Source organism: Bacillus ectoiniformans (assembly GCF_016908875.1).
GTDB lineage: Bacteria > Bacillota > Bacilli > Bacillales > Domibacillaceae > Bacillus_BX > Bacillus_BX ectoiniformans.
The window spans coordinates 1-17,206 of the sequence record NZ_JAFBES010000019.1; the positions used below are offsets into that span (position 1 = coordinate 1).

Below are 17,206 nucleotides of genomic sequence, written 5' to 3' on the forward strand. Positions count from 1 at the left end.
CTGATCTAAACCGTTTCAATTTTTGGTTTTTCAATTTCGATCATTCAACTATACCTCCTTAAATACGTCGAAACCTCGGTTTAAAAGGACAACCGAAATTCCCCCATGTTTACGTTCCCTATTGTGTGCACAACAACTGGTTTACTTTCCTGTACCGAACGTAACATTCAATTATATCCCATTATTGACCGGAATATAAATTTTATACAGGTAAATTAAACACGGCGACGTTTTGGAGGGCGGCAACCGTTGTGAGGAACTGGAGTTACGTCTCTGATTGCAGTAACTTCTAATCCCGCAGCTTGAAGTGCACGGATTGCAGCTTCACGACCTGAACCAGGACCTTTAACAGTTACTTCTAGAGATTTCATACCGTGTTCCATAGAAGCCTTCGCAGCTGTTTCAGCAGCCATTTGTGCAGCGAATGGAGTAGATTTACGAGAACCTCTGAATCCAAGCGCACCAGCACTAGACCATGATAAAGCATTACCATGAACGTCTGTAATAGTTACGATAGTATTGTTAAATGTTGAGCGAATGTGAGCAATACCTAATTCGATATTCTTTTTCACACGACGCTTACGAGTTTGTTGTTTACGAGCCATGTCTTAAATTGACCTCCTTTACCGATTATTTTTTCTTGTTAGCTACAGTTTTACGAGGACCTTTACGAGTACGAGCATTGTTCTTCGTGTTTTGTCCGCGAACTGGTAAACCACGACGGTGACGGATACCACGGAATGATCCGATTTCCATCAAACGTTTAATGTTAAGAGATACTTCACGGCGAAGGTCACCCTCAACTTTCAATTTATCAACGATTTCACGAATTTTGTTTAGTTCATCTTCCGTCAAATCACGTACACGAGTGTCTTGAGAAACACCTGCATCCGTTAAGATTTGTTCAGCAGTTGGTCTGCCAATACCGAAGATGTAAGTTAATGAGATAACTACACGCTTGTCGCGTGGAATATCAACACCTGCTACACGTGCCATATTAATGTGCACCTCCCTTTATATTATCCTTGTTTTTGTTTATGTTTAGGGTTTTCACAAATAACCATTACTTTTCCTTTTCTGCGAATAACTTTACATTTTTCGCAGATTGGCTTCACTGATGGTCTTACCTTCATTTTTCCAACCTCCTTAGTAGTCCGGAGTGCATAGTGTTATTTATAACGGTAAGTAATTCTGCCGCGTGTTAAGTCGTACGGTGATAGTTCAACAGTTACTTTGTCTCCAGGTAAAATGCGAATAAAGTGCATACGAATCTTTCCAGATACATGGGCAAGGATTGTATGACCATTTTCTAATTCTACCTTAAACATAGCATTTGGCAAAGTTTCGATAACTTTACCTTCGATTTCAATTACATCGTCTTTCGCCATTAAATCTAGTCTCCCTTCTCTTTTCATTCAGATCCTCACAGACAATAGACAGCAATGACCGCTTACCTATTGATAGCGAGCCTAGTTTATAGGCCATTCATCAACTTCCGGAGAAACGCATACCCTTTAGGCTTTCGTTAATATGTCAAAGCCCGTATCGGTAATCGCAATAGTATGCTCAAAATGAGCGCACATTTTACCATCCTGAGTAACAACCGTCCAGTTATCCTCAAGTGTTTTTACGTAACGACTTCCAGCATTAACCATCGGTTCGATTGCAAGCACCATTCCAGGTTTGAGGAGCGGACCTTTATTGGGCGGACCATAGTGAGGAATTTGAGGATCCTCATGTAAGTTTTGACCAATGCCGTGTCCAACATACTCTCGAACTATTGAGAAGCCATAAGATTCTACAAGCGTTTGAATCGAATGGGAGATGTTTGAAAGACGTTCACCTGGCTTCGCTTCTTCTAATCCCGCATACAGCGATTCTTCTGTCACTTCCAAAAGCTTTTTGGTTTCATCAGAGATCACTCCGACAGGATAAGTCCAAGCTGAATCACCATGGTAACCTCGATAATTAGCTCCGATATCAATACTGATGATGTCTCCTTCTTTTAACACCCGGTCACTAGGAATACCGTGAACAAGTTCTTCATTAACAGAAGCACATATGCTGCCACGAAAACCATTATACCCTTTAAAAGAAGGAATTGCATCATGCTGTCTGATAAATTTTTCTGCTAGGTTATCTAACTCTTTCGTACTTATACCGGGAGATATATGCTGCTTCAATTCTTGGTGAGTCAAAGCGACAATGCGCCCTGCCTCTCTCATAATCTCAATCTCTCGAGGGGTTTTACAAATGATCATTTTTTAAGGCCCTGAAGCAGTCCATCGATGTCTTCAAAGACTTGATGAATTTCTTGCTGGCCATCGATATCTTTTAGATATCCTTTTTCACGATAAAAATCTAGTAAAGGCTCGGTTTGTTTTAGATTGACGTCCAAGCGATTTTGAACTGTTTCTTCGTTATCGTCTGCGCGCTGATAAAGTTCGCCGCCGCAACGATCGCAAGTGCCTTCTGCAGCTGGCGGATTATATACCAAGTGGTAAGTAGCTCCACAGCTTTTGCAAATGCGTCGTCCAGTTAAACGTGCCATGAGAATGTCTTTATCAACATCAACATTGATAACATAGTCGATTTTCTTTCCAAGATCCGCAAGCATAGACTCAAGTGCATCAGCCTGTGCAACAGTTCTTGGGAAACCGTCTAAAAGAAAACCAGTTTCGCAATCTGCCTTGCTTAGTCTTTCGCGAACAATTCCGATTGTTACTTCATCAGGAACAAGCTCACCTTGGTCCATGAAAGATTTCGCTTTAAGACCTAGTTCAGTGCCTTCTTTCATAGCTGCACGAAACATATCTCCTGTAGAAATATGAGGTACATCATATTTTTCTACGATTCTTTCGGCCTGCGTACCTTTTCCGGCACCAGGAAGCCCCATTAATACTAGATTCATTTATTTTCCCCCTCAGTCTGATTCGAGCTAAGCCCTAGCCTTACCCTTTTATTTAATAAAGCCTTTATAATGTCTTTTTACAAGTTGTGCTTCCAATTGTTTCATTGTTTCCAATGCTACACCAACAACGATCAGCAAGCTAGTGCCGCCAATTTGCGCAGCTGGCGGAAGACCTGCAAACTTTATAAAGAATATAGGAAGTACTGAGATTAACGACAAGAAAATTGCGCCGATAAACGTCAAACGGTATAAGACACTCGTAAGATAATCTTGTGTGTTTTTCCCAGGACGGATGCCTGGAATATAACCGCCTTGTTTCTTCAAGTTATCTGCTAATTGCTCAGGATTCACTTGAATGAAAGCGTAAAAATACGTAAACGCAACAATTAACGCCACATAGATGATCATCCCAATCGGCTTGGTGTAATCAAATATATTTTGCACTGTTGTTGTAATATCATTTGAACCAAAAAACGAAGAAATCGTTTGTGGTGTAATCAAAAATGATATGGCAAAGATCACTGGGATAACGCCTGCTGCATTTACTTTCAACGGTAAATGAGTAGATTGAGCTCCTGTTGGATTCATTCCGTTATTTCCAGCTACTCGTTTCGCATATTGAATAGGAATTTTGCGCAATGCTTGCTGCACAAAAATAACTCCAACAATGATTGCCAAGATCGCTAGCAAGATCAGTAACAAGACGACGATTCGTAAGAATAACTGATCGCCTGCTCCTTCAATTTGCTGTGCGTATATCTGATTAGTTGCATTCGGGATAGCCGCAACGATTCCGGCAAAAATGATAATTGAAATTCCGTTTCCGACACCTTTAGCTGTAATTTGTTCACCTAGCCACATTAAAAATGCAGTACCAGCTGTCAAAACAAGCGCAATTAACAGGTAAGATGTAATGCTGTTGTTTTGAACAAGCATTCCACCATACAACTGATTAAATCCATATGACATTCCGAGCGCTTGGATAAATCCAAGTACGATCGTGAAATATCTAGTAAATTGAGCGAGTTTGCGTCGACCAACTTCACCTTGCTTAGACCATTCAGTAAACTTTGGAACAACGTCCATTTGAAGCAACTGAACGATGATAGATGCCGTGATATACGGCATAATCCCCATAGCAAGGATAGAGAAGTTCTGAAGCGCTCCTCCGCCAAATGTATTAAGGAAACCAATTAACCCTGCTTGTTCCTGCATTTTCAAAACGTTGGCATCCACGTTTGGAACAGGAATAAACGTGCCGATACGGAAAACAATTAACATAAGAAGGGTGAATATAATTTTTCTTCTTATATCACCCACACGCATAAAATTGGAGATTGTGCGAAACATTAAATCACCTCAGTCTTACCGCCGGCCGATTCAATTGCTTCTTTAGCAGCAGAAGAGAATTTATGAGCTTTAACAGTCAACTTCTTCTCTACGTTACCTTTTGCAAGAATTTTAATTCCTGCTTTTTCGTTGCTTACTACGCCAGTTTCGATAAGAAGTTCTGGAGTAACTTCAGTACCTTCTTCAAAGCGATTTAAAGCATCAAGGTTAACGATCGCGTACTCTTTACGGTTGATGTTAGTGAAACCGCGTTTTGGCAAACGTCTGAATAGTGGTGTTTGACCACCTTCAAAGCCTAAACGTACACCGCCGCCAGAGCGGGCGTTTTGACCTTTATGACCTTTACCAGCCGTTTTACCGTTACCAGAACCAGTACCGCGACCTACACGATTACGCTCTTTACGAGAACCTGCAGCAGGTTTTAATTCATGAAGTTTCATCTTCGTGCACCTCCTTATTCGCTAATTTTTGATTATTGTTCGTTAACAGTCAATAAGTGATCAACTTTCTTGATCATGCCTCTGATTGCTGCGTTATCTTTATGTTCAACTGTTTGATGCATTTTACGTAGACCAAGTGCTTTTACTGTTTCACGTTGATCTTTCGGACGACCAATCAAGCTGCGAGTGAGGGTAATTGTCAATTTTTCAGCCATTATAAATCCCTCCTTATCCTAACAGTTCTTCTACTGATTTTCCGCGTAACTTAGCAACGTCTTCAGCGCTTTTAAGTTGTGTTAAACCATTAATAGTGGCACGAACCATATTAATTGGAGTGTTAGATCCTAGAGATTTAGATAGGATATCACCAACACCACCAAGTTCTAATACGGCACGAACGGGACCACCCGCAATAACTCCTGTACCTTCTGATGCAGGTTTAAGTAGGATTTGACCAGCTCCGAAACGTCCGATAACTTCGTGTGGTAATGTTGTTCCTACCATAGGAATTGTTACAAGGTTTTTCTTCGCGTCTTCAATTGCCTTACGGATTGCATCTGGCACCTCTTGAGCTTTACCAGTACCAAAACCAACGTGACCATTCTTATCGCCCACTACTACTAGAGCTGTGAAGCGGAAACGACGTCCACCTTTAACAACTTTAGCAACACGATTGATCGTCACTACGCGTTCTTCAAGTTCAAGTTTATTTGGATCAATGCTACGCATGTATATGTCCCTCCTTTTTAATTAGAATTCTAAGCCATTTTCGCGTGCAGCATCTGCAAGAGCTTTCACACGGCCATGGTATAGGTAACCTCCGCGGTCGAATACAACAGATTTAACGCCTTTTTCTACCGCGCGTTGAGCAACAAGTTCTCCAACTTTAGCTGCTGCTTCAGTATTGCCAGTTGCTTCTAAACCGAAATCTTTTTCGATAGTTGAAGCACTTGCAAGTGTAACACCGTTCACATCATCGATCAATTGAGCGTATAGATGTTTGTTAGAACGGAAGATATTTAAACGAGGACGAGACTCTGTACCGTTGATTTTTGAACGTACACGAGCATGTCTCTTTTTACGTGTTTTATTTTTATCTGGCTTAGTAATCATATTGGTCACTCCTTTCTTTTAGCTAAGCGACATTATTTACCTGTCTTACCTTCTTTACGACGTACATATTCGCCTTCATAGCGGATACCTTTGCCTTTATAAGGCTCTGGCGGACGAACGTCACGGATGTTAGCAGCAACTGCTCCAACACGCTCTTTGTTCGTACCTTTAACGATTACTTTCGTATTTGAAGGAACTTCAATTTCGATACCTGCTTCAGGTTCCATTTCAACCGGATGAGAGTAACCAACGTTCAATACAAGTTTAGTACCTTGTTTTTGAGCACGGTAACCTACCCCGATTAGTTCCAATGATTTTTCGAATCCTTTTGATACACCTTCAACCATGTTCGCAAGTAAAGCACGAGTTGTACCATGGATCGTGCGGTGTTCTTTAGAGTCAGAAGGACGGATCACGTTGATCACATTACCTTCGATTTCGATTGTTAAATCTTTGTTGAATGCACGAGAAAGTTCCCCTTTAGGGCCTTTTACAGTTACTTCATTGTTGTTGTTAGTAATTGTAACACCTTCTGGCAGTTCAATTGGCTTTTTACCTACACGAGACATTCTATTGCACCTCCATTCGTTACAAAAATATTACCAAACGTATGCTAATACTTCGCCGCCAACTTGTTTAGCGCGAGCTTCTTTGTCAGTTAAAACACCGTTAGATGTTGAAACAAGAGCAATTCCTAATCCATTAAGAACTTTAGGTACTTCATCAGCTTTAGCGTATACACGTAAACCAGGTTTACTGATACGTTTTAGGCCAGTGATAACGCGTACGTTATCTGCACCATATTTTAAGAAGATACGGATCATGCCTTGTTTGTTGTCTTCGATAAATTCTACGTCACGGATGAAACCTTCACGCTTAAGAATCTCAGCGATTTCTTTTTTAATTTTAGAAGCAGGTACTTCTAATTTCTCGTGACGAACCATGTTCGCATTACGGATACGAGTTAGCAAATCTGCAATTGGATCTGTCATAACCATATTATTTACCTCCTTCCCAAGTCAGGGTATTACCAGCTGGCTTTTTTAACACCAGGAATTTGTCCTTTATATGCAAGTTCACGGAAACAAATACGGCAAAGTTTAAATTTACGGTAAACAGAGTGTGGACGTCCACAACGTTCGCAACGTGTGTACTCTTGTACCTGAAACTTTGGCGTGCGCTTTTGTTTCGCAATCATTGATTTTTTAGCCACGTTTTCGCCTCCCTTTTATAGCGATTACTTTTGGAACGGCATTCCAATTTGAGTTAACAATTCGCGAGCTTCTTCATCGCTGTTCGCAGTTGTAACAATTACGATATCCATACCGCGTACTTTGCTTACTTTATCATAATCAATTTCAGGGAAGATCAATTGCTCTTTCACACCAAGTGTATAGTTACCGCGACCGTCGAATGCTTTCTTAGAAACACCACGGAAGTCACGTACACGTGGAAGTGACACAGAAACTAATTTATCTAGGAATTCGTACATACGCTCGCCGCGTAATGTAACTTTCGCTCCGATAGGCATACCCTCACGAAGACGGAATCCAGCGATAGAGTTCTTAGCACGAGTCACCAATGGTTTTTGACCAGTGATTAGAGCTAGTTCTTCGACAGCAGTATCTAGTGCTTTCGCATTTGAAACTGCTTCTCCGATTCCCATGTTAACTACGATTTTATTGATAGATGGTACTTGCATTACTGATTCGTAATTGAATTTATTCATTAAAGCAGGAGTAATTTCCTCGTTATACTTTGCTTTAAGGCGGTTCATATAGAATACCTCCCTTCTATGTCTCACTGATTATTTATCTAAAGTTTCACCAGATTTAACTGCTACACGTACTTTCTTGCCGTCAACCATCTTAGATCCTACGCGAGTAGGTTCGTTAGATTTAGGGTCTAAAAGCATTACGTTAGAAACGTGAATAGGTGCCTCTTGGCTAATGATTCCGCCTTGCGGATTCACTTGTGAAGGCTTGGAGTGTTTCTTTACGATGTTCACGCCTTCTACAAGAACACGGTCTTTTTTAGGAAATGCTGCAAGCACAACGCCTGTTTTTCCTTTGTCTTTTCCCGTGATAACCATTACTTTATCGCCTTTTTTTACATTCATTTTATCGCACCTCCTTGAATGGCCAAGTTGATAAAATATATATCATTCATTAGATTACTTCTGGAGCAAGAGAAACGATTTTCATAAAATTGCTGTCACGCAATTCGCGGGCAACTGGTCCGAAGATACGAGTTCCACGTGGGCTCTTGTCATCTTTAATGATCACGCAAGCATTTTCATCGAAACGGATGTATGATCCGTCTTTACGACGCATTCCACTTTTCGTACGAACGATTACAGCTTTAACAACTTCACCTTTTTTGACAACGCCACCTGGTGTTGCTTGTTTTACTGTGCAGACGATAATATCGCCAATGTTCGCTGTTTTACGGCCAGAGCCACCAAGAACTTTAATCGTTAAAACCTCACGTGCACCTGAGTTGTCAGCTACTTTCAAACGAGATTCTTGTTGGATCATTTAAGTTACCTCCCTTCGGATTGAGCATCTATCCGAACATAGTTAATTAGATAATAACTGCTTTTTCTACAACTTCAACAAGACGGAAGCGTTTAGTAGCAGATAGTGGGCGAGTTTCCATGATGCGTACTACATCGCCTGTTTTTGCTTCATTCAACTCATCATGAGCTTTGAACTTTTTAGAGTACTTAACGCGTTTGCCGTAAAGTGAGTGCTTTTTGTAAGTTTCTACAAGAACCGTGACAGTCTTATCCATTTTGTCAGACACAACACGTCCTGTATAAACTTTACGTTGGTTACGTTCACTCATTTTGCAAACCTCCTCTCATTATCGATTGTTAACATCGATCTCTCTTTGACGAATAACTGTCTTCATACGAGCGATCGCTTTGCGTACTTGACGAATACGAGCAGTGTTTTCAAGTTGTCCAGTCGCTAATTGGAAGCGAAGGTTGAATAGCTCTTCTTTTAAAGACTTAACTTTTTGTTCAATTTCGGCAGTGGTTAGTTCAATAATTTCATTAGCCTTCATTTGATTCACCACCAATTTCTTCTCGTTTTACAAACTTACATTTAACAGGAAGTTTGTGAGATGCTAGACGAAGTGCTTCACGAGCTACTTCTTCAGAAACACCTGCGATTTCAAACATTACTTTACCAGGCTTAACAACAGCTACCCAGCCTTCAGGAGCACCTTTACCAGAACCCATTCGAACTTCTAGAGGTTTAGCTGTGTAAGGTTTGTGTGGGAAAATTTTAATCCAAACTTTACCGCCACGTTTCATGTAACGAGTCATCGCAATACGTGCAGATTCAATTTGACGGTTAGTGATCCAAGAAGCTTCAGTAGCTTGCAGACCGAATTCACCGAATGTTACTTCAGTACCGCCTTTTGCTTGACCACGCATTTTTCCGCGGTGTACACGACGATATTTTACGCGTTTAGGTAACAACATGATTATTTTCCTCCTTCCTCAGACTTCTTCTTTGTAGGAAGGACCTCTCCACGATAAATCCATACTTTCACACCAAGCTTACCATAAGTAGTATCTGCTTCAACATGAGCGTAGTCAATGTCTGCGCGAAGTGTATGAAGTGGAACTGTTCCTTCACTGTAGTGTTCAGCACGAGCGATATCAGCGCCGCCAAGGCGTCCAGAAACCTGTGTTTTAATACCTTTCGCTCCAGCACGCATTGTGCGTTGGATCGCTTGCTTTTGCGCACGACGGAAAGATACACGGTTTTCTAATTGGCGAGCGATGTTTTCAGCTACTAATTTAGCATCCAAATCAGCTCTTTTGATTTCTACGATATTAATGTGAACTCGTTTACCAGTTAATTCATTTAAAGATTTACGAAGTGCTTCTACCTCAGAACCACCTTTACCGATAACCATACCTGGCTTTGCAGTGTGCACAGTAATGTTAATGCGGTTAGCAGCACGTTCAATTTCAACACGAGATACAGAAGCATCTTTCAAACGATCTTCGATATATCCACGAACTTTAAGATCTTCGTGTAAAAGGGTTGCGTAATCTTTTTCAGCAAACCATTTTGAATCCCAGTCGCGAATAATACCAACACGTAAACCATGAGGATGTACTTTTTGACCCACGGATTATCCCTCCTTCTTTTCTGATACCACGATTGTGATGTGGCTAGTGCGTTTGTTAATTGCGCTTGCGCGTCCCATTGCACGTGGACGGAAACGTTTTAAAGTAGGACCTTCGTCAACGAATACTTGTTTAACAACAAGGTTGTTGATGTCCATATCATAATTGTGCTCAGCGTTCGCTACAGCAGACTTCAATAATTTCTCGATGACTGGAGATGCAACTTTTGGCGTATGTTGCAAAATAGCTACAGCTTCACCCACTTGCTTACCTCGAATCAAGTCAACTACTAAGCGTGCTTTACGAGGAGCAATACGAACTGTTTTAAGAACAGCTTTTGCTTCCATTAGGATACCCTCCTCTCATTAGCGTCTTGTTTTCTTATCGTCACTACCGTGACCTTTATACGTACGGGTTGGAGCAAACTCACCAAGTTTGTGTCCGACCATATCTTCAGTAACGTAAACAGGTACATGTTTACGACCATCATAGACAGCGATAGTGTGTCCGATGAATGCTGGGAAGATCGTTGAACGGCGAGACCAAGTTTTAACAACTTGCTTCTTCTCAGTTTCGTTTAACTTCTCGATCTTATTGAATAAATGATCATCAACAAAAGGTCCTTTTTTCAAGCTGCGGCCCATTCTGGTACCTCCCTTCGTAATCGGTCTACGGTTCGTCTAGGGAACCGTAGGGCAATTACGTTATTTTTTACGACGACGTACAATGAACTTGTCGGATTTATTGTTTTTCTTACGTGTTTTGTAACCAAGAGTTGGTTTACCCCAAGGAGTAACAGGTGATTTACGTCCGATTGGAGAACGACCTTCACCACCACCGTGTGGGTGATCATTAGGGTTCATTACAGATCCACGTACTGTAGGTTTTTTACCTAACCAGCGAGAACGACCTGCTTTACCAATGTTGATTAGTTCATGCTGCTCGTTACCAACTTGACCGATTGAAGCACGGCAAGTAGCAAGAATCATACGGACTTCGCCTGATGTTAAACGTACAAGAACGTATTTTCCTTCTTTACCTAACACTTGTGCAGAAGTTCCAGCAGAACGTACTAGCTGTCCACCTTTACCAGGTTTAAGCTCGATGTTGTGAATAACAGTACCTACAGGAATGTTAGCTAAAGGAAGAGCGTTCCCAGTTTTAATATCAGCCTCAGGGCCTGACATTACTTCCATTCCAACTTTTAGGGTTTTAGGTGCTAAGATGTAGCGTTTTTCACCATCTGCATAATTGATTAACGCAATGTTAGCAGAACGGTTTGGATCATACTCAATTGTGGCAACGCGTCCTGGTATACCATCTTTATCGCGTTTGAAGTCGATAATACGATATTGACGCTTGTGGCCGCCACCATGATGACGAACGGTAATTTTACCTTGGTTGTTACGGCCGCCTTTACGTTTGATAGGCGCAAGCAACGACTTTTCCGGTGTGCTAGTAGTAATCTCAGCAAAATCGGATGTCGTCATGCCGCGACGACCATTACTGGTTGGTTTATACTTTTTGATCGCCATGTCTTTTCCCTCCTCTTCTTATAAGTTAATTAAGCTTCAAAAATTTCGATTTCTTTGCTGTCTTGAGTTAATGTAATAACGGCTTTACGACGTTTGTTTGTGTAACCGCCATAACGACCCATACGTTTGAACTTACCTTTATAGTTCATGATGTTAACTTTAGAAACTTTTACGCCAAAGATTTCTTCAAGAGCATCTTTAACTTGAGTTTTGTTCGCTTTAACATCAACTTCGAACGTATATTTTTTATCAGCCATGATTTCAGTTGACTGTTCAGTAATTACGGGGCGCTTAATGATATCGCGTGCATCCATTATGCAAGCACCTCCTCTACTTTTTCAACAGCAGCTTTAGTCATAATTAATTTCTCATGACCAAGCAAATCTAAAACACTAATGCCGTTTGCTTGAACAACTGTTACACCAGGGATGTTACGAGCTGATAAAGCAACATTTTCATTCACGCTGTCAGTAACAATCAAAGCTTTGCTGTTTACTGAAAGGTTTTTAAGTACGTTAGCGAATTCTTTTGTTTTCGGCGCATCTAAAGATAACGCTTCTAACACTAGAATGTTTTGGTCTGCAACTTTAGAAGAAAGAGCAGATTTAATAGCTAAACGACGCACCTTCTTAGGTAATTTATAGCTGTAGCTGCGAGGTGTAGGACCGAATACAGTACCACCGCCACGCCATTGTGGAGAACGGATAGACCCTTGACGAGCACGTCCAGTTCCTTTTTGACGCCATGGCTTACGACCGCCGCCGCGTACTTCCGAGCGAGTTTTTACTTTGTGTGTACCTTGACGCATAGATGCTCTTTGCATCATTACAGCTTCAAATACAACACTTTCATTAGGTTCAATCCCAAAGATAGAATCGTTAAGTTCTAATTCACCAACTTGAGATCCGCCTTGGTTTAATAATGTAACTTTTGGCATTCTTGTTTCCTCCTTTCTTAAAAAATTCTATTAGTTTGACTTAGTAGCCGTTTGAATTTTTACTAATGTTTTCTTAGGTCCAGGTACGTTACCTTTAACTAGAATAACATTGCGTTCTGCATCAACTTTAACTACTTGAAGGTTTTGGATAGTGATTTGCTCTCCACCCATACGACCTGGAAGAAGTTTATTTTTGAATACACGGTTCGGCGCTACAGGACCCATTGATCCTGGACGACGGTGGTAACGAGAACCATGGGACATAGGACCGCGACTTTGGTTGTGGCGTTTAATGGCACCTTGGAATCCTTTACCTTTTGAAATACCTGTTACATCGATAACATCGCCTTCAGCGAAGATATCAACTTTAACTTCTTGTCCAACTTCTAAATCTGTACCGAAGTTGCGGAACTCACGAATGAAGCGCTTAGGTGCTGTGTTAGCCTTCGCAACGTGACCTTTAGCAGGTTTGTTAGCAAGCTTTTCACGCTTGTCATCAAAGCCTAGCTGAATTGATTCGTAGCCGTCACTTTCGATGGTCTTCTTTTGAAGTACAACGTTTGGTGCTGCTTCGATTAAAGTTACAGGGATTAGATCGCCATTCTCAGCAAACACTTGAGTCATACCAACTTTTCTTCCTAAGATTCCTTTTGTCATGAGTTACACCTCCTAAATTTTTATTATATTAATTATAGTTTAATTTCAATGTCAACGCCTGACGGTAAATCTAAACGCATTAATGAATCAACAGTTTGAGGTGTTGGGTTCACAATGTCGATTAGACGCTTATGCGTGCGCATTTCAAACTGCTCACGAGAATCTTTGTACTTATGAACCGCACGTAAGATTGTGTAAATAGATTTTTCAGTCGGCAACGGAATTGGACCAGATACAGCAGCTCCAGAACGTTTAGCCGTTTCTACGATTTTCTCAGCAGATTGATCAAGAATACGGTGATCATATGCTTTTAAACGAATGCGAATTTTTTGTTTTGCCATTATTTTCCCTCCTTTATCGCCTATTTGATAATAGACATTCTCCGCGGAAATATCCTAACGACACTCGCCATGGCAAAGCGGCCGGGTGTGTCAGCAACCTTCCACATCATCGCTGTCAAAAACCAACATTGTTAATTATACATGGTTTTTAAAACGAATGCAACTGTTTTAAATAAATTTTATTTCTCCAGCACACTTTTACTATTATACATACTTTTTATGATTAATTCAAGTTTTCTAGGAAGTTGATTTCAAATGATCCTCTCGTTTGATTATTTACTTTAGATTTTTAAAGCAATAAAAAAACCGGCAAATGATTTCTCATTTACCGGTTTTGAAAATGTTATTATTTTTGGATTGAAGCTACAACGCCAGCGCCTACAGTACGGCCGCCTTCACGGATAGAGAACTTAGTACCTTCTTCAATCGCGATTGGAGAGATAAGTTCAACTGTCATTTCAACGTTGTCACCAGGCATAACCATTTCTACGCCTTCAGGTAGGTTACAAATACCAGTTACATCAGTTGTACGGAAGTAGAACTGAGGACGGTAGTTTGTGAAGAATGGAGTGTGACGTCCACCCTCTTCTTTAGAAAGAACATAAACCTCTGCTTTGAAAGCAGTGTGTGGAGTGATTGTACCTGGTTTAGCAAGTACTTGTCCACGTTGTACTTCTTCACGAGATACACCACGAAGAAGGGCACCGATGTTGTCACCAGCTTCAGCGTAATCAAGAAGCTTACGGAACATTTCTACTCCAGTTACAGTAGTAGATTTAGGCTCTTCAGTTAAACCGATGATTTCGATTGTGTCACCAACTTTAACTTGTCCACGCTCAACACGTCCAGTAGCAACTGTACCACGACCTGTGATTGAGAATACATCCTCAACAGGCATCATGAATGGTTTTTCAGTGTCACGTTCTGGAGTTGGGATGTACTCGTCAACTGCGTTCATTAGTTCAACGATTTTTTCTTCCCATTCTGCTTCGCCTTCAAGAGCTTTAAGAGCAGAACCTTTGATTACAGGAATGTCATCTCCAGGGAAATCGTACTCAGAAAGAAGGTCACGAACTTCCATTTCAACTAATTCAAGTAGTTCTTCGTCATCAACCATGTCGCATTTGTTTAAGAATACTACTAGGTATGGAACACCTACTTGACGAGAAAGAAGGATGTGCTCACGAGTTTGTGGCATTGGACCATCAGCAGCAGATACTACTAAGATACCGCCGTCCATTTGTGCTGCACCAGTGATCATGTTTTTAACATAGTCAGCATGTCCTGGGCAATCAACGTGTGCATAGTGACGAGTAGCAGTTTCATACTCAACGTGTGCAGTTGAGATTGTGATACCACGCTCACGCTCTTCTGGAGCTGCGTCGATTTGGTCGTACGCGCGTGCTTCACCGCCGCCTGCCTTAGCAAGAACTGTAGTGATTGCAGCTGTTAAAGTTGTTTTACCATGGTCAACGTGACCAATTGTACCAATATTCGCATGTGTTTTGGAACGATCGAATTTTTCCTTACCCATTAGGAAATCCTCCTTTGATTTATAAAAAGTTAAGTATTTTTATATGAAGTTTGAAGAAAGATTTGCACCTTCCTTCAAACTTCCAAGGCTTACAATAGTATTTATACTTGATTAAGTAGTATAAATCAATTATTCACCTTTATTTTTTTTGATAATTTCTTCAGAAACTGATTTTGGTACTTCTTCGTAATGATCAAAGTGCATAGAATAAGTTCCACGACCTTGAGTGTTAGAACGAAGTGAAGTAGCATAACCAAACATTTCTGAAAGTGGAACGAATGCACGAACTACTTGTGCGTTACCGCGTGCTTCCATACCTTCTACACGTCCACGACGAGAAGTAATGTCACCCATGATATCGCCAAGATACTCATCAGGAATTACTACTTCTACTTTCATCATTGGCTCAAGTAGAACTGGAGAACATTTGGAAACGGCATTTTTAAGCGCCATTGAGGCAGCAATTTTAAATGCCATCTCACTGGAGTCTACATCATGGTATGAACCATCAAATAGTCTTGCTTTAACGTCAATTACCGGATAGCCAGCAATTACACCGTTTTGCAATGCATCTTCAAGACCAGCTTGTACAGCAGGAATATATTCACGAGGAACTACCCCACCGACAATACCGTTTTCAAATTCAAAGCCAGCGCCTTCTTCGTTTGGCGAGAATTCGATCCATACATGTCCGAATTGTCCGCGTCCACCAGATTGACGGGCAAACTTACCTTCAACTGACGCAGATGCGCGGAACGTTTCACGGTAAGCAACTTGAGGTGCACCAACATTTGCTTCTACTTTGAATTCGCGACGCATACGGTCAACGATGATATCAAGGTGAAGCTCACCCATACCAGAGATGATGATTTGGCCAGTTTCCTGGTTTGTCTCTGCACGGAAAGTTGGATCCTCTTCTTGAAGTTTTTGAAGGGCAGTTGTCATCTTATCTTGGTCAGCCTTAGATTTAGGCTCAACAGATAAAGAGATAACCGGCTCAGGGAATTCCATTGATTCAAGAATAACTAGGCTCTTCTCGTCACAAAGTGTATCTCCTGTAGTTGTATCCTTCAAACCTACAGCAGCAGCGATATCACCAGCATATACTTGTGCAATCTCTTCACGAGAGTTTGCATGCATTTGCAGGATACGTCCTACACGCTCACGCTTGCCTTTTGTAGAGTTTTGAACGTATGAACCAGAGTTAAGAACACCTGAGTACACACGGAAGAATGTTAACTTACCAACATAAGGGTCAGTCATTACTTTAAATGCTAGTGCTGAGAATGGAGCATCGTCACTTGAAGGACGAGTTACTTCTTCTTCACTGTCTGGAAGAGTACCTTTGATTGCTGGTACATCTGTTGGAGCAGGAAGATACTCAATTACTGCATCAAGCATTAATTGTACACCTTTGTTTTTGAAAGCAGTTCCACATAATACAGGGAAGAATTCAACGTTGATTGTACCTTTACGGATCGCAGCTTTGATTTCTTCGTTCGTCAGCTCTTCTCCACCAAGGTATTTCTCCATTAAATCTTCATCTAATTCTGCTACTGCTTCAATTAGCTTTTCACGGTACTCTTCAGCTTGGTCCTTGTAATCAGCAGGGATTTCACCTTGCTCGATTTCTGTACCAAGATCGTTGCCGTAGAAAGTAGCTTTCATTTCAATTAAGTCGATGATTCCGCTAAATTCATCTTCAGCACCGATTGGAAGCTGAATCGGATGAGCATTAGCCATCAAACGATCGTTAATTGTTCCTACTGAATATAAGAAGTCCGCACCGATTTTATCCATTTTATTAACGAATACGATACGTGGAACTCCATAAGTAGTAGCTTGACGCCAAACAGTTTCAGTTTGAGGCTCAACACCAGATTGAGCATCAAGTACAGCAACTGCTCCATCAAGTACACGCAAAGAACGTTCAACTTCAACTGTGAAGTCTACGTGTCCAGGTGTATCGATGATGTTTACTCGGTGACCTTTCCATGAAGCAGTTGTTGCAGCAGAAGTGATTGTGATACCACGCTCTTGCTCTTGCTCCATCCAGTCCATTTGAGACGCACCTTCGTGAGTCTCACCAATTTTATGAATACGACCAGTATAGTAAAGAATACGTTCAGTCGTTGTCGTTTTACCAGCATCAATGTGAGCCATGATCCCGATATTACGAGTATTATTCAAGGAGAACTCTCTTGCCATGAATGTATTTCTCCTTCCTTATTGAAAGTT

General features: G+C 41.1%; 30 protein-coding genes. All 30 read right to left on the minus strand.

Annotated features, from left to right (window positions below):
* Window positions 1-215: 215 nt before the first annotated feature.
* Window positions 216-605 carry a 30S ribosomal protein S11 gene (gene rpsK / locus JOC78_RS16170; protein WP_204558052.1) on the minus strand — a complete coding sequence of 130 codons (390 nt, stop codon included), beginning with the start codon at window positions 603-605 and terminating at the stop codon, window positions 216-218.
* A gap of 25 nt (window positions 606-630) precedes the next feature.
* Window positions 631-996: a 30S ribosomal protein S13 gene (gene rpsM / locus JOC78_RS16175; RefSeq protein WP_204558058.1), complete on the minus strand. Its 366-nt coding sequence runs from the start codon at window positions 994-996 to the stop codon at window positions 631-633.
* 23 nt (window positions 997-1,019) lie between these two features.
* Complete coding sequence (gene rpmJ, locus JOC78_RS16180; protein ID WP_003156543.1) at window positions 1,020-1,133, minus strand: 50S ribosomal protein L36; 114 nt, start codon at window positions 1,131-1,133, stop codon at window positions 1,020-1,022.
* A 36-nt stretch (window positions 1,134-1,169) separates the two neighbouring features.
* Window positions 1,170-1,388, minus strand: coding sequence for a translation initiation factor IF-1 (gene infA / locus JOC78_RS16185; protein ID WP_204558060.1), 219 nt, complete (start codon window positions 1,386-1,388; stop codon window positions 1,170-1,172).
* A 126-nt stretch (window positions 1,389-1,514) separates the two neighbouring features.
* A complete protein-coding gene (gene map / locus JOC78_RS16190) occupies window positions 1,515-2,261 on the minus strand; it encodes a type I methionyl aminopeptidase (protein ID WP_204558062.1) in 747 nt (248 codons plus the stop codon).
* Window positions 2,258-2,911, minus strand: coding sequence for an adenylate kinase (locus JOC78_RS16195; protein WP_204558064.1), 654 nt, complete (start codon window positions 2,909-2,911; stop codon window positions 2,258-2,260). The genes map and JOC78_RS16195 overlap by 4 nt, the downstream gene beginning before the upstream one ends.
* A gap of 48 nt (window positions 2,912-2,959) precedes the next feature.
* Window positions 2,960-4,261 carry a preprotein translocase subunit SecY gene (gene secY / locus JOC78_RS16200; protein WP_204558066.1) on the minus strand — a complete coding sequence of 434 codons (1,302 nt, stop codon included), beginning with the start codon at window positions 4,259-4,261 and terminating at the stop codon, window positions 2,960-2,962.
* On the minus strand, window positions 4,261-4,701 hold the full coding sequence (rplO, locus tag JOC78_RS16205) for a 50S ribosomal protein L15 (protein ID WP_204558069.1): 441 nt from the start codon (window positions 4,699-4,701) through the stop codon (window positions 4,261-4,263). The genes secY and rplO overlap by 1 nt, the downstream gene beginning before the upstream one ends.
* Window positions 4,702-4,733: 32 nt before the next feature.
* Entirely contained in the window at window positions 4,734-4,916 is a 183-nt protein-coding gene (rpmD, locus tag JOC78_RS16210) for a 50S ribosomal protein L30 (protein ID WP_204558070.1), read from the minus strand.
* Window positions 4,917-4,929: 13 nt separating this feature from the next.
* Window positions 4,930-5,430, minus strand: a complete 501-nt coding sequence (gene rpsE, locus JOC78_RS16215) for a 30S ribosomal protein S5 (RefSeq protein WP_204558071.1) — start codon at window positions 5,428-5,430, stop codon at window positions 4,930-4,932.
* A gap of 21 nt (window positions 5,431-5,451) precedes the next feature.
* On the minus strand, window positions 5,452-5,814 hold the full coding sequence (rplR, locus tag JOC78_RS16220; RefSeq protein ID WP_204558072.1) for a 50S ribosomal protein L18: 363 nt from the start codon (window positions 5,812-5,814) through the stop codon (window positions 5,452-5,454).
* Window positions 5,815-5,846: 32 nt separating this feature from the next.
* A complete protein-coding gene (gene rplF / locus JOC78_RS16225; RefSeq protein ID WP_204558073.1) occupies window positions 5,847-6,383 on the minus strand; it encodes a 50S ribosomal protein L6 in 537 nt (178 codons plus the stop codon).
* Window positions 6,384-6,413: 30 nt separating this feature from the next.
* A complete protein-coding gene (gene rpsH, locus JOC78_RS16230; protein ID WP_204558074.1) occupies window positions 6,414-6,812 on the minus strand; it encodes a 30S ribosomal protein S8 in 399 nt (132 codons plus the stop codon).
* A gap of 29 nt (window positions 6,813-6,841) precedes the next feature.
* On the minus strand, window positions 6,842-7,027 hold the full coding sequence (rpsN, locus tag JOC78_RS16235; RefSeq protein ID WP_025783851.1) for a 30S ribosomal protein S14: 186 nt from the start codon (window positions 7,025-7,027) through the stop codon (window positions 6,842-6,844).
* 24 nt (window positions 7,028-7,051) lie between these two features.
* On the minus strand, window positions 7,052-7,591 hold the full coding sequence (gene rplE, locus JOC78_RS16240; protein ID WP_204558076.1) for a 50S ribosomal protein L5: 540 nt from the start codon (window positions 7,589-7,591) through the stop codon (window positions 7,052-7,054).
* Between the two features lie 30 nt (window positions 7,592-7,621).
* Window positions 7,622-7,933 carry a 50S ribosomal protein L24 gene (rplX, locus tag JOC78_RS16245; RefSeq protein ID WP_204558079.1) on the minus strand — a complete coding sequence of 104 codons (312 nt, stop codon included), beginning with the start codon at window positions 7,931-7,933 and terminating at the stop codon, window positions 7,622-7,624.
* 49 nt (window positions 7,934-7,982) lie between these two features.
* Window positions 7,983-8,351, minus strand: coding sequence for a 50S ribosomal protein L14 (gene rplN, locus JOC78_RS16250; protein WP_204558082.1), 369 nt, complete (start codon window positions 8,349-8,351; stop codon window positions 7,983-7,985).
* A gap of 46 nt (window positions 8,352-8,397) precedes the next feature.
* Window positions 8,398-8,661 (minus strand): 30S ribosomal protein S17, encoded by a 264-nt coding sequence (gene rpsQ / locus JOC78_RS16255; RefSeq protein ID WP_049659371.1) that lies wholly within the window; start codon window positions 8,659-8,661, stop codon window positions 8,398-8,400.
* 18 nt (window positions 8,662-8,679) lie between these two features.
* Window positions 8,680-8,883 (minus strand): 50S ribosomal protein L29, encoded by a 204-nt coding sequence (gene rpmC, locus JOC78_RS16260; RefSeq protein ID WP_204558085.1) that lies wholly within the window; start codon window positions 8,881-8,883, stop codon window positions 8,680-8,682.
* On the minus strand, window positions 8,873-9,307 hold the full coding sequence (gene rplP, locus JOC78_RS16265; RefSeq protein WP_204558099.1) for a 50S ribosomal protein L16: 435 nt from the start codon (window positions 9,305-9,307) through the stop codon (window positions 8,873-8,875). Before rplP ends, rpmC begins: the two co-directional genes overlap by 11 nt.
* A 2-nt stretch (window positions 9,308-9,309) precedes the next feature.
* On the minus strand, window positions 9,310-9,966 hold the full coding sequence (rpsC, locus tag JOC78_RS16270) for a 30S ribosomal protein S3 (protein WP_204558101.1): 657 nt from the start codon (window positions 9,964-9,966) through the stop codon (window positions 9,310-9,312).
* A gap of 3 nt (window positions 9,967-9,969) precedes the next feature.
* Complete coding sequence (rplV, locus tag JOC78_RS16275) at window positions 9,970-10,311, minus strand: 50S ribosomal protein L22 (protein ID WP_204558104.1); 342 nt, start codon at window positions 10,309-10,311, stop codon at window positions 9,970-9,972.
* Between the two features lie 18 nt (window positions 10,312-10,329).
* Window positions 10,330-10,608 carry a 30S ribosomal protein S19 gene (gene rpsS, locus JOC78_RS16280; protein WP_065409917.1) on the minus strand — a complete coding sequence of 93 codons (279 nt, stop codon included), beginning with the start codon at window positions 10,606-10,608 and terminating at the stop codon, window positions 10,330-10,332.
* Window positions 10,609-10,668: 60 nt separating this feature from the next.
* Window positions 10,669-11,499: a 50S ribosomal protein L2 gene (gene rplB, locus JOC78_RS16285; protein ID WP_204558107.1), complete on the minus strand. Its 831-nt coding sequence runs from the start codon at window positions 11,497-11,499 to the stop codon at window positions 10,669-10,671.
* Between the two features lie 29 nt (window positions 11,500-11,528).
* The gene (gene rplW, locus JOC78_RS16290; RefSeq protein ID WP_204558109.1) at window positions 11,529-11,813 is read right to left on the minus strand and encodes a 50S ribosomal protein L23; all 285 of its coding nucleotides are present in this window, start codon (window positions 11,811-11,813) and stop codon (window positions 11,529-11,531) included.
* The gene (gene rplD, locus JOC78_RS16295) at window positions 11,813-12,436 is read right to left on the minus strand and encodes a 50S ribosomal protein L4 (RefSeq protein WP_204558111.1); all 624 of its coding nucleotides are present in this window, start codon (window positions 12,434-12,436) and stop codon (window positions 11,813-11,815) included. Before rplD ends, rplW begins: the two co-directional genes overlap by 1 nt.
* Before the next feature lie 30 nt (window positions 12,437-12,466).
* Window positions 12,467-13,093 carry a 50S ribosomal protein L3 gene (rplC, locus tag JOC78_RS16300; RefSeq protein ID WP_204558113.1) on the minus strand — a complete coding sequence of 209 codons (627 nt, stop codon included), beginning with the start codon at window positions 13,091-13,093 and terminating at the stop codon, window positions 12,467-12,469.
* A 32-nt stretch (window positions 13,094-13,125) separates the two neighbouring features.
* Complete coding sequence (gene rpsJ, locus JOC78_RS16305) at window positions 13,126-13,434, minus strand: 30S ribosomal protein S10 (protein WP_009336571.1); 309 nt, start codon at window positions 13,432-13,434, stop codon at window positions 13,126-13,128.
* A gap of 346 nt (window positions 13,435-13,780) precedes the next feature.
* Window positions 13,781-14,968 carry an elongation factor Tu gene (gene tuf, locus JOC78_RS16310; RefSeq protein WP_204558115.1) on the minus strand — a complete coding sequence of 396 codons (1,188 nt, stop codon included), beginning with the start codon at window positions 14,966-14,968 and terminating at the stop codon, window positions 13,781-13,783.
* 129 nt (window positions 14,969-15,097) lie between these two features.
* On the minus strand, window positions 15,098-17,176 hold the full coding sequence (gene fusA, locus JOC78_RS16315) for an elongation factor G (RefSeq protein ID WP_204558117.1): 2,079 nt from the start codon (window positions 17,174-17,176) through the stop codon (window positions 15,098-15,100).
* Between the last annotated feature and the right edge of the window lie 30 nt (window positions 17,177-17,206).